A 12,222-nucleotide genomic window follows, 5' to 3' on the forward strand; every position below is an offset into this window, starting at 1 on the left:
TCTTCCTTCGACGAAGTCACCCGTCGACCGAAACGATCGTCAACTCGAAGACCAGGGTGTCGCCCTTGTCGATCCCGGCCGCCGGATTGCCGTCCGGATATCCGTCCGCGGGGTTCATTGCCACGGCCACCGAGGAGCCGACTTTCTGGCCGGCGATCGCCTTCTTGAACCCGACCACGACCTGATCCAGCGAGAACTGTACGGGTGTACCAGCGGTGTAGCTGCTGTCGAACGTCTTCCCATCCCGACCGTTGACGCCGACATAACACACGCTGACGGTCGCGGTGTCGGCGACGACCGGCCCTGAGCCCTCTCGCAGGGTGTGGACCTCGGTGTCGGTCACGGCGAACGGAGTCGTCACCTTCACCGCCGGTGCGGTCGTCGACGTCGAGGCGACGACGTCGACGCTCCCCGTGGTTCCGCGTAGGGTCCACTCGGGCTTTGCCGATGCGGCCGGCGACGCCGTCGGACAGCTCGCCGCGGCAGCGGATGTCGGCGACGACTGGGCTGAACCCGAATCGGAGTCCGACCCGCACGCAGCGAGTCCGATGGTCAATGAGGCAGCGGCGACAGGTAGCAACAGGCGTCGGATGTTCACTCGCGTCACGCTACCGAATCGGTTGTCGATCCCACGCCCGGCCTCCGCCGGGCGTGGACGACGCACCGACTAGGACGAAGGAAGTCCCAGCGCCCGGGAGATGGTGAAGAACAGATCCGTCTGGTCGGTCAGCCCGACGACGTTCGCTGCGCTCGGGCCGTACGCGGCGACTCTCAACTGCGTACCGGTGTGTCCCTGATCCATGGCATCGAGATTGTCCGACGTCCCGTAGGACACCGTGAGTGGCTGACCGTCTTTGGTCGTCAGTACACGCGTCAGCCCGGGGTAGAGCGCGTCCCTTTCCACCTGGACGGGGAGCTTCGCGTCGTCGGCGGCCTCCTGGACGTCCTCGGCGGTCATCGTCTCGACGATCTGACTGCTGTGCGCGTGATCGGCGGTCACGATGACCAGCGTGTCGCGGTTGTCCTTGGCGTAGTCGAGCGCCACCTTCGTGGCCTCGTCGAGGTCCACAGTCTCACCGATCTGACCGCACGGATTGGCTGCGTGATCCTGCTTGTCGATCGACGCACCCTCCACCTGCAGGAAGAATCCTTTGTCGTTGCCCTTGAGCAGGTCGATCGATTTCTTGGTCATGTCCGCGAGCTTCGGTGTCGACGCACCGCGTTCTGGGTTGTCGGTGCAGGTCGCGGCGGGTTCGAGGTAGCCACCCTTGGTCGCGACGGGCCCGTTCCAGCGGACCGGCATGTTGCCGTCGGCGAACAATCCCAGCACTGGGGAGTCCTGGTTTGCAGCCGTGACACCGTTCAGCTCGTCGGCGCTGCGAACCATCTGATAGCCACGTTCCTTTGCCTGCACCTCGAGTGTTTTGCCCCGGTACTGCCCCGCGGTGGCGGTCTGCTGGAATGTCTTCGCACCGCCGCCGAGGACCAGATCTGCACGGGTCGCGAGGAGTTGCTCGGTGATCGACCCCTTCCCGCCCTTGTCCAGCGCATCGTCCGGACACTTCTCGGCTGTCTCCTCGGGTCCGTAGCACTTGCGATTGCTGACGTGGGCGACCTGCACCGCTGGTGTCGCGTCCTGGATCTCCGCGGTGGTCACATCACCGGTCGCCTTACCCGCCTTCTTGGCGAGCTCGAGCAGCGTCTGCTGCGGGGCTCCCTCGATGTCGACCGAGATCGCACCGTTGTAGGTCTTGGTGCCCGTCGACCATGCCGAACCGCTCGCGGCCGAATCGGTCACGTAGGTGGGCTTTCCGTCCTTGTCGATCGAGTAGTGCGTGTACTGACCGGTCAGGGGAAGCGCGTCAAGACCGCTGAAGGTACCGCCTGCGCCCTGTGCGTAGTCGCGGGCGACGGTGATCTCCGAGTCGCCCATTCCGTCGCCGATCAGCAGGATGACGTTCTTCGCGCCCGAGTTGCGGATGGAATCGGCAATGAGCGATCCGCGGTCGTCACCTGCCCTGGTCGCACCTCCATGTTCTGAAAGCGTGCCCTTGGCAACGGGATCCAGCAGCGGCCCGGCCGTGTCGTCGTCGCTGCCACCACTGCACGCCGCCATCACTGTCGTCGCACACACCACAGCGGTGACCGCCATGTACCGATGTCGTCGCATCCGCATTCTCCCCATATCCGTCGATTTCCTGAACTCGGACATGGTCGTTGCGTTATGTGAACGAAAGTTGTCGTGAAGACGACATCGGTGCAGCCACCCGACCACGAGTCGGGTGGCTGCACTCGTCAGCGCGGAAGCGGGCTGTAGAACACCAGGCCGTTGCCCTTGTTGTCATATACGACGGCACGACGCTCGTGCGCGTCATCGTAGGGTCCCTTGATGATCGCGCCGCCGCTTTCCTCGACCGCTTTTGCGTCGCCGTCGACGTCGTCGGTCTTGATCCCGACGACCACCTTGCCGGGAATCGGGTGGTCGACGTCGGTCGCGAGGGCTAGCGTCAGGGAGCCGCCGTCGAGCGCGGCGAAGTGCGCCCCGTCGCGGAATTTGAGCGCCATCCCCAACGTGTCGCTGTAGAACCTGATCGACTCGTCGAGATCGTCGGTGGACAGAACGATCATGCGCACATCGTGGTCACTCACGTGGGCCTCCTTTGGCCGGATCCTGGTTCACCCCGGTGAACTCCAACGGATTTCACGCTAGTGCACCGCTGACGTCAGCGAATGGGACTTCCGGACCAGATATGCCACGCGGCTCCCGACCAGGCAGGGTCGGGAGCCGCGTGCAGGGGTCGGCGTTTGGGCGGGTCAGCCGCGAACCGACTCGAGTGCCTCGTTGAACGTCTTGCTCGGCCGCATGACCGACGCGAGCTTCTCCGAGTCGGGTGCGTAGTAACCGCCGATGTCGACGGCTTCGCCTTGCGCCTTGTTCAGCTCGGCCACGATCGCATCCTCGTTCTCGGCGAGCGTCTTCGCCAGCGGCGCGAAGTGCTTCGCCAATTCCTCGTCGTCGGTCTGTTTGGCCAGCTCTTGCGCCCAGTACATCGCGAGATAGAACTGGCTGCCCCGGTTGTCGAGTTCGCCCGTGTTGCGCGACGGACCCTTGTTGTTCTCGAGCAGTCGTCCCGTTGCGGCGTCGAGTGTCTTGGCGAGCACCTCAGCCTTGGGGTTGTCGTTCTTCTTGCCCAGATCCTCGAGGCTGACCGCGAGCGCCAGGAACTCACCGAGTGAATCCCACCGGAGGTGATTCTCCTCGAGGAGCTGCTTGACGTGCTTCGGGGCAGAACCGCCCGCTCCGGTCTCGTACAGACCACCGCCTGCCATCAGCGGGACGATCGACAGCATCTTGGCGCTGGTACCGAGCTCGAGGATCGGGAACAGGTCGGTCAGGTAGTCGCGCAGGATGTTGCCGGTGGCCGAGATCGTGTCGAGGCCGCGAATCAGGCGTTCCATCGTGTAGCGGATGGCACGCACCTGCGACATGATCTGGATGTCGAGGCCCTCGGTGTCGTGATCCTTGAGGTAGGTGTTGACCTTGGTGATCAGCTCGTTCTCGTGGGGACGGTAGGGGTCGAGCCAGAAGACCACCGGCATGCCCGACTCACGCGCACGCGTCACGGCCAGCTTCACCCAGTCGCGAATCGGGGCGTCGCGCACGATGCACATGCGCCAGATGTCGCCCTCCTCGACGTTCTGCGACAGCAGGATCTCCCCGGTCTCGAGGTCGACGAAGTTCGCGACACCGTCGGCCGGGATCTCGAAGGTCTTGTCGTGCGAGCCGTACTCCTCGGCCTTCTGGGCCATCAGTCCGACGTTGGGCACGGTGCCCATCGTCGTCGGATCGAACTGCCCATTGGTCTTACAGAAGTTGACCATCTCCTGATAGATCCGCGAGAACGTCGATTCCGGGTTGACCGCCTTGGTGTCCTTGGGCCGACCATCGGCGCCATACATCTTGCCGCCGGCGCGGATCATCGCGGGCATCGACGCATCGACGATCACATCGCTGGGTGAGTGGAAGTTGGAGATGCCGCGAGCGGAGTCGACCATGGCGAGCTCCGGCCGGTGCTCGTGGCACTTGTGCAGGTCGTCGACGATCTCTTCCTTCTTCGACGCCGGCAGCGATTCGATCTTGGCGTACAGATCCGACAGCCCGTTGTTGACGTTCACGCCGAGTTCGTCGAAGAGGTCGCCATGCTTGGCGAACGCCTCCTTGTAGAAGGTGCGCACGGCGTGACCGAACACGATCGGGTGGCTGACCCGCATCATCGTCGCCTTGACGTGCAGCGAGAACATGACACCCGTCTTGTAGGCGTCCTCCATCTCCTTCTCGTAGAACTCGATCAGCGCCTTCTTGCTCATGTACATGCTGTCGACGACGTCGCCGTCGAGAAGCTTGACCTCGGGCTTGAGGACGATGGACTCACCGTCGGTGGTGACCAGTTCCATCTTGACCCTGCGATCTCCCTGCACGGTCATCGACTTCTCGCCGTGATAGAAGTCGCCTTCACGCATGTGCGCGACGTGGGTTCGCGATGCCATCGACCACTCACCCATCGAATGCGGATGCTTCTGTGCGTACTCTTTGACCGCCCTGGGTGCTCGACGATCCGAATTGCCCTCACGCAGAACAGGATTGACAGCACTACCGAGACACTTCGTGTATCGGTCGCGGATCTCCTTCTCTTCGTCGGTCTTCGGATTACCCGGATAGTCGGGAATGGCGTATCCCTTGGACTGCAGCTCCTTGATCGCAGCGAGCAACTGCGGTACCGAGGCGCTGATGTTGGGAAGCTTGATGATGTTGGTGTCCGGGTCCTGGGTGAGACGCCCCAGTTCACCGAGGTGGTCGCCGACCTTCTGTTCGTCGGTCAGATAGTCGGGGAATTCGGACAGGATGCGCGACGCAACGGAGATGTCGGAAGTCTCGACGTTGATGTCGGCGGAGTCGGCGAACGCCCGGATAACGGGCAGAAAGGCGTAGGTCGCCAGCATCGGCGCCTCGTCGGTCAGGGTGTAGATGATGGTCGGTTGCTTGTCGCTCATAACCTGCCTTCGCTCTCGATTCCGGTCGCCCGACACAATTGGGTCGTGTGTCACAACCGCTGGCCACGCGCGGGTGTGCGCGTCCAGCGTCAACCCTATTCCGTCCGTGAAACCCGCGCCGCATGTGCTCTCGAAATGAGCTGCGTCGCGGCTCGCACGCTGGGTGTCCTCGGTCACCGGATGCCGCCATCGACGCACGATCAGCTCATGGCAAACTCGACCGAGGTCCGTGAACGAGGTGCAACCGTGAGGTGACGATGGCGAACTCCACCGTGGATGATTCGGCGACCGCGGTTCCGGCGGATCGGGCCACTGAGCCGATGCGACCAGTGCGCGCACGACCAACAGATCCGGTCCCGTCCACGACGACGCTGGTCGGCACCTGGGAGGCCAACCGAGCGATCCAGAGGTCGGCGGGAGTCCGCCTGTTCGCCGCGTCCAATTCGGCGCTGTATGTGACGTTGATGGAGCGTCATCTGGATTTCGGTACCCGCCATACCGAGTCCGACCTCGCGATCCGTCTCGACCGCGACCTCGCGGAGCTCGATGCCTCCGATCAGCCGTCCGGCCTCGATCTCATCAAGTCGTGGGCCAAGCAGGGCTGGTTGCTCCGCGTCACCGACGCCACGTCACCGTCGGCGCCGAACGTGTGTTTCCTGACCACCGAGGCGCGCTCGGTGATCGCCTACATGCGACGACTGCGCCGCGAGGACAGTGTCGCCACCGGTGGCTCGATCACCGGTGTCGCGGCGGGTCTGCATCGGGTGGCGACGCGGGTCGCCGATGATCCGGACCGGATCCGCGAGGACATCGCGCATCAGATCGATGAACTCGACGCCGAGCTCGTCGAACTCAATGAGGGCCGTCGCCGACCTCTGGACCTTCGCGGCGCCGAGGACGAGGCGCGCGCGATCGCCTATCAGATGGAACAGATCATCGGTGACATCGGCCAGTACGGCGCGATGCTCGATCGGATCACCACCGCGCTGCTCGACGACCCGCATGATTCCGATCTCGCCTACCGGGACCGACAGCGTCAGATGTTCGACGATTACGAGCTTCTCCTCGAGTCGTCGCAGAGTGCGTCGTATCACGCTTTCACCCAGATGATCCAGGATCCGCAGCAGCGCGCCCGTCTCATCGCCGACATCGAACTCGTTGTCGACCGGTTGCCCAGTATCGACACGGGGTTGCGCGCGGTGATGGAGAACTTCTTCCCGCTGGTGAGCGAGCAGATGGCGGAGGTCGGACGAATCCGGCAGCGCTGCGCCCGCCGCATCCGCAGATTCGTGGCGTCGGGAACCCTGGAACAGAGCCGCGGCGTCGCCCGTCAGCTCAACGACGCACTGGCCACAGCGAATGAGCTTCTCAAGGACTCGCTCGCCGATCGTCGCCTCGGGTACGAACTCCCGGTCGCGACACCGCTGGTCACCTCGATCGGCCGCCTTGCTTTCGAGATCCGTAATCCCGCGCCGCCTGAGCAGGCCCGTCCTGCTGACGGTCGCACAAATCTGGCGTCGTTCGCGTCACTCGCAGGCCAGGTCGACACGGTCGAACTCGCCGACGTCGTCAACGAGAAGCTGGCGAGCGGCCCGGTGTCGCTGAGCGAGGCGATCGACGCGCTCGACGAGCCGTATCTGGCGCATGTGATCGTGTTGTGGTCGTGGGCCCTGCGCCAGCCTAGGAATACACTGCGCCAGCCTAGGGAAATTCAGCGCCAGCCTCGGAATACACAGCGCCAGCCTGGGGACACACGTTCGGTGGATGCCTTCGCGAACACGGCCGGCGACGGTGGCGCGTCGTCGTTCGTCCGCTTCCGCTCCCTCGAGGGTGAGGATCGCGCGATCGAGGTTCCGGTGTTGATGTTCAGCGAACCCATCCCGTCGCAGTACAGCGACTCCGATTCGATTCTCAGCACGGAAGCCGACGCCTGATGACAAGCACTGACACGACCGGTCCGCACAATTCGACGGCGGACACCACCGAGGGCGGCGTGACCGGATCCCCTGCGGTGCCCGCTGACGAGTACGCCGGGTATGACGACCTACCGTCCGCCGCGACCCGCGGACGCGTCGACGAGCCGCGCGCACCCAGATTCGACGGTGACGTCTCGGCGATGCCCGACCGCGCGTGCTGGGCGCTCCAGAACCTCCTCACCCGCAGGCATGTCAGTGGGGATCGAAACCCGCAGCTGTGGGCGTGGGTGACCGAATACCAGGAACTGTTGCGCAGCCGTCTGTCGGAACTCGATCTCAGGTTGCGTCTCGTCGACGAGCTCCAGGTGGCCTTCGTGGAACAGGCTGGCTACGAATCACGCTGGGGTAGAAGAATTCTCAAGCGAGAAACGATTCAGACCTACGATGCGATCCTTGCGCTGCACCTGGCGAAGTTCCTGCGGTCGTCGCGCGAGGAGACCGCGATCATCACCCGTGAGGAGATCCACGAGCTGTTCGCAGGCGTGACCAACACCATCGATCGCGACCTCGCGCTGTTCGACAAGAGGATCGAGCGTGCGATCGACAAGATGGAAGAGCTCGATTTCCTCCGCCGCCATCGAGACGACCCGGACACCTTCACTGTGAGTCCGGTCATCACCGCGGTGATGACGGCATCGGTCATCACCGATCTGCAGCGCCAGTTCGAGCAGTTCGTCGGTGCCGGAGACACCGGCGACGACCTCGCTGCCACCACCGATCAGACCGACTCCGATGCGTGGGACGGCACAGACGGCCCGTCGTCCGCCGACGACACCGACGCTTATGCCGACGAGGAAGGAGACGAGTGGTGAGCAGTTTCCACAGGCCGGATCAACGAGGAAGCAGTGCCGCGCTGCGCGACAGCGACGAGCAGTACTACCTCTCGCGGTTGCAGCTCATCAACTGGGGTGTGTTCGACGGGTACCACTCCATCGACTTCAGCCCGGGCGGCGCACTCATCACCGGATCATCCGGAAGTGGCAAATCGTCACTGCTGGATGCGATCTCACTCGCATTCCTGCCCGACCACCGACGCAACTTCAACGCGTCGGGGGACACCACCGCAGCCGGCTCGTCCGGCGGCAGGCGCACAGTGGGCAAGTATGTGCGTGGCGCGTGGGGCGAACGCCGCGATGCGACGGGAGCCCATCGCGAGATCATGTATCTGCGGGGCAGCGGACCGGCGTGGGCGGCGATCTCTGTCACGTACACCTCGACGTCCGGCACGGCGATCACCGGGCTGGTCCTGAAGTGGCTGGCCGCGGGAAAGCTCACCGATGCGCATAGCGCCTACTTCATCCACGACGGCGACGTCGACATCGTCGACGCCTGCAACGACTGGGCAGCGAACAACTACAGCGCAGCACGCTTCCGTGATCGAGGGTGGCAGGGCGGGCCCGGGGAGGGCAAGTACCTCACGACGCTGTACTCACTCATCGGCATCCGCGCCTCCGACGCAGCACAACAGTTGCTCGGCAAAGCCAAGTCTCTCAAGAGTGTTGGTGGACTCGCACAGTTCGTCCGGGAGTTCATGCTCGACGAACCGACGAGTATCGCCGGGATCTCCGACGCGCTCGAGCAGATCGATCCGCTCGTGGAGGCACGTGAACTCCTCGACGTCTCACGACGCAAGCGCACCATTCTCGACAACGTCGAGGCGTTGCAGGAACGCTACGCAGCAGAGTCGGCGACTTTCACAGTTCTCGACACGATCGAACCCGAGGTTGTCCGGTCGTATGTGACGAATCTTCGTATACGCAACGCCGAACCCGAGATCGGCGATCTCGACGATCAGATCGCCCGCCTCGACGCCGACCTGGCCGCGCTGACCGCGCAGCACGATCAACTACGCCAGGATCACAGTCACCTGCTCGGGCGGATAGCGACGTCGACCGGCGATCTCGCTCCGCTACAAGAACAACTCTCGACCGCGCAGAAGGCGAGCAACGAGGCATCTATTCGCCGCGCGACATACGAGCACAAGATCGCAGCACTCGGATTCGACGTCCCCGAGGACGGTGAGGCCTTCTGGGAACTGCGCGAGCACCTGATGGAGGAGGCGACCCGACTCGACGGTCAACTCGAAGCCGGCAAGCCGCATTTCGCCGAGACCCTCGCCACCGAAGTCGCTGCCCGCGCCCAACGTGATGCCGCGCGTGAAGAACTCGAGCGAGTACGGCATGCGGGTTCTGCGCTGCCTCGTGCGGAACATGAGATGCGTCGAATCATCGCGAGCGCATTGCAAGTCGACGAGACGGAGCTGCGCTACGTGGCAGAGCTCGTGGAACTCGCTCCTTCCGCCGAGCGGTGGCGAGTGGCGGTCGAGAAGGTTCTGCGTAACGCCGGATTGCGACTGTTGGTGCCGGACAAGCATTTCGCAGCCGCGCTCAAGTTCGTCAACGATCATGACATGCGGGGCCGGATTCAGCTCCACCATGCCGAAGCGCGTCCGGCTCCGCTGGTCGAGCCGGGCACCCTCGGGGCAACGTTGCGTGCTGCGGAACCCGATCACCCGTGTACGAACGAGGCACTGACGATCCTGGCCAAGCTCGGCAACTACGTGTGCGTGGAATCCACCGCGGACTTCGTCGAACACTCCAAGGCCGTGACCGATCGTGGTCTGCGCAAGGACTCGGCGAAGCTCGCGATCAAGGACGACCGCGGGCAGTTGCGTCCGTCGCAGTACATCTTCGTCGGCAACGTCACCGCCAAGATCGCTGCGCTGCAAGAAGAACTCGACCTCGAGAACCAGCTCTACGAGCAGGCACGCGCTCGCAGCGCAGAACTCGACCGCGAGCGAACGCTCTCGGAGCAGAGACGTGACGCCTACCGTCGGGTGTGCGAACAGTTCACACAGTGGAGCGAGATCGACCTCGACACAGCCGACGACCGCGTCGACACTCTCACCGAGCAGTACGAACTGTTGATGGAGGAACATCCCGATACCGAGGCGTTGCAGCGCAAGGCCGAGGACATCTGGGAACAGGTTCGTGCGGCGATCTCGCAGGCCGCGTTGGTGCGCGACAAGATCGCCACGCACGACAACCGCCGTACACGGCTGCTCGATCTCGTCGACAGATTGAAGCTCGAGCCGATCTCGACACATGCCGAGACGACGCTCGACCGTTTCCGGGAAGAGTCTCCGGCGGTCCTCGACGTACTCGCTCCCGATCCGTTCCGTCAGGAGCTACTCAAAGCGGTTGGGCGCGAACGCGATCGCATGCGCGCCGACACCCGGCGCTCACGTGACGAACTCGGTCGCATCCTGGACTCCTACGACAAGGAGTTTCCCGATGCGATTCCCAACGACAGCGACGACTTCGACGAGCGGGTCCACGACTACGTGGCCCTCTGTCGCCGGATCGATGAGAGGGAGTTGCCCGCCGCGTACGAACGGATGCGACGACTGATCACCGAACAGGCTCCCGGCGCGATCCTGAGTCTGCACATGGCGGCCGAGGCCGAAGAGCGACGGATCGTCGAACAGATCGAGAGGGTCAATTCCGGGCTCGGCTCTGTGGCGTTCAACCGTGGTACACGTCTGCGGCTGTGCCCCGGTCGCAAGACGCTGGCCGCGGTGGCCGAACTGACCGACAAGGCACGACAGGGATCGTCGGCGCGCACCGCTGCCGTCGGGTTCGGCGACGAGGAGGCGATCCTCGAGCAGTATGCCGACATCCTGCTCCTGCGCGAGCGGCTCGGTGGGGCGACTCCGGAGGACCGACAGTGGACCCGCGACGCCCTCGACGTGCGAAACCGATTCGATTTCTACTGCGAAGAGCGCGACGCCGATACCGGGGAAACCATCCGCACGTACAGCAACGCCGGTGACAACTCGGGCGGTGAGCAGGAGAAACTCATGGCGTTCTGCCTCGCAGGAGCCTTGAGCTTCAACCTCGCGAGCCCCACTGGCAACGGAAACCGTCCGATTTTCGCGCAGTTGATGCTCGATGAGGCCTTCTCCAAGTCCGACCCCCAGTTCGCACAGCAGGCACTCGCCGCCTTCCGAAAGTTCGGCTTCCAGTTGATCATCGTGGCGACAGTGCAGAACACGAGCACCATCCAGCCCTATATCGACAACGTGGTGATGGTCTCGAAGAGTGAGGACGTCAACGCTCGACCGGTCGCGACCGCCATCTCGACGTCGATCCAGGCGTTCTCGGATCTACGCCGTACGAGTGGCAGTCGCCTGCCGGTGTGAGCGTGCCGACGGCATCTGCCCACTGATACACGAGGGTCCCGGCTGATCGATGTCAGCCGGGACCCTCGTGTAGCAGAGTGCTCGCGGTGTCAGGACGAGTAGTCGTAGAAGCCCTTGCCCGACTTCTTGCCCAGGTAGCCCGCCTCGACCATGCGACGAAGCAGTGGTGGCGGCGCATAGTGAGGCTGGCGGAACTCGTCATAGAGCGACTCGGCGACGTCGAGAACGACGTCGAGCCCGACGGTGTCGCTGAGCGTCAACGGACCCATCGGGTGTCCGCAGCCGTTCACCATGCCGGTGTCGATGTCCTCCTTGGACGCGTAGCCGCTCTCGTACATGCGGATGGCGTCGACGAGGTACGGGATGAGCAAGGCGTTCACGACGAATCCGCCGCGGTCGCCTGCCTGAATCGTCTTCTTGCCGAGATGATCTCGTGCGTACTCTGTCACCGTTGCGATCGCCTCGGGCGAACTGGCGAGGCTAGAGATGATCTCCACCAGCGGCATGACGGGCACGGGGTTGAAGAAGTGCACACCGACAACGCGACTCGGGTCCGCGACGTCCTTGGCGATTCGGATGATCGGGATCGACGACGTGTTGGTCGCGAGGATCGCGGTCGGAGCGGTGATCTTGTCGAGTTCGGCGAAGAAACCCACCTTGAGTGCCTCGATCTCGGGCAGGGCCTCGATGACGAGTTCGCGGTCGGCGAAGTCGGACACCGAGGTGGTCAGCGTCAGACGGGCCAACGCCTGCTCGGCTTCTTCGGCGCTGATCTTCGACTTCGAGACCGCACGGTTGATCGACTTCTCGATACGCGCGCGGGCCGCGTCCGCAGCAGCCTGGTCGCGTTCGAGCACGAGGACGTCATCGCCCGCGCGGATCGCGATCTCGGCGATACCTGCACCCATCGTGCCGCCGCCGACTACTCCGAGCTGTGTCATGGAGCTCCTCCAGATGTTGAAACGTGGTCGCAGGTCAGCCTACTGCGCACGC

The 12,222-nt window shown here is 63.8% G+C and carries 8 protein-coding genes; 3 read left to right on the plus strand and 5 right to left on the minus strand.

The annotated features are described in order from the left end of the window. Nucleotides 1-16 precede the first annotated feature (16 nt). The 4 genes from GOOTI_RS07365 to GOOTI_RS07380 all read right to left on the minus strand — a co-directional run bounded on the left by GOOTI_RS07365 (nt 17) and on the right by GOOTI_RS07380 (nt 5,052). Nucleotides 17-550: an FKBP-type peptidyl-prolyl cis-trans isomerase gene (locus GOOTI_RS07365; protein ID WP_051997893.1), complete on the minus strand. Its 534-nt coding sequence runs from the start codon at nt 548-550 to the stop codon at nt 17-19. A gap of 117 nt (nt 551-667) precedes the next feature. Beyond that, nucleotides 668-2,170, minus strand: coding sequence for an alkaline phosphatase (phoA, locus tag GOOTI_RS07370; protein ID WP_039993721.1), 1,503 nt, complete (start codon nt 2,168-2,170; stop codon nt 668-670). Nucleotides 2,171-2,295: 125 nt separating this feature from the next. After that, nucleotides 2,296-2,649 carry a VOC family protein gene (locus GOOTI_RS07375; RefSeq protein ID WP_007237941.1) on the minus strand — a complete coding sequence of 118 codons (354 nt, stop codon included), beginning with the start codon at nt 2,647-2,649 and terminating at the stop codon, nt 2,296-2,298. A gap of 165 nt (nt 2,650-2,814) precedes the next feature. Then, on the minus strand, nt 2,815-5,052 hold the full coding sequence (locus GOOTI_RS07380; protein WP_007237942.1) for an NADP-dependent isocitrate dehydrogenase: 2,238 nt from the start codon (nt 5,050-5,052) through the stop codon (nt 2,815-2,817). Nucleotides 5,053-5,372: 320 nt separating this feature from the next. Here GOOTI_RS07380 and GOOTI_RS07385 point away from each other — a divergent pair, with 320 nt between their 5' ends. The 3 genes from GOOTI_RS07385 to GOOTI_RS07395 are packed head-to-tail and all read left to right on the plus strand — an operon-like array spanning nt 5,373 to nt 11,229. Then, nucleotides 5,373-6,986 carry a DUF3375 domain-containing protein gene (locus GOOTI_RS07385; protein WP_138985210.1) on the plus strand — a complete coding sequence of 538 codons (1,614 nt, stop codon included), beginning with the start codon at nt 5,373-5,375 and terminating at the stop codon, nt 6,984-6,986. Continuing rightward, the gene (locus tag GOOTI_RS07390) at nt 6,986-7,840 is read left to right on the plus strand and encodes a DUF4194 domain-containing protein (RefSeq protein ID WP_007237944.1); all 855 of its coding nucleotides are present in this window, start codon (nt 6,986-6,988) and stop codon (nt 7,838-7,840) included. Before GOOTI_RS07385 ends, GOOTI_RS07390 begins: the two co-directional genes overlap by 1 nt. A 41-nt stretch (nt 7,841-7,881) precedes the next feature. After that, complete coding sequence (locus GOOTI_RS07395; protein WP_039993723.1) at nt 7,882-11,229, plus strand: ATP-binding protein; 3,348 nt, start codon at nt 7,882-7,884, stop codon at nt 11,227-11,229. A gap of 89 nt (nt 11,230-11,318) precedes the next feature. Here GOOTI_RS07395 and GOOTI_RS07400 read toward each other — a convergent pair whose 3' ends face one another. After that, on the minus strand, nt 11,319-12,170 hold the full coding sequence (locus GOOTI_RS07400) for a 3-hydroxybutyryl-CoA dehydrogenase (RefSeq protein ID WP_007237946.1): 852 nt from the start codon (nt 12,168-12,170) through the stop codon (nt 11,319-11,321). Between the last annotated feature and the right edge of the window lie 52 nt (nt 12,171-12,222).

This window comes from Gordonia otitidis NBRC 100426, from assembly GCF_000248075.1.
Taxonomy (GTDB): Bacteria; Actinomycetota; Actinomycetes; order Mycobacteriales; family Mycobacteriaceae; genus Gordonia; species Gordonia otitidis.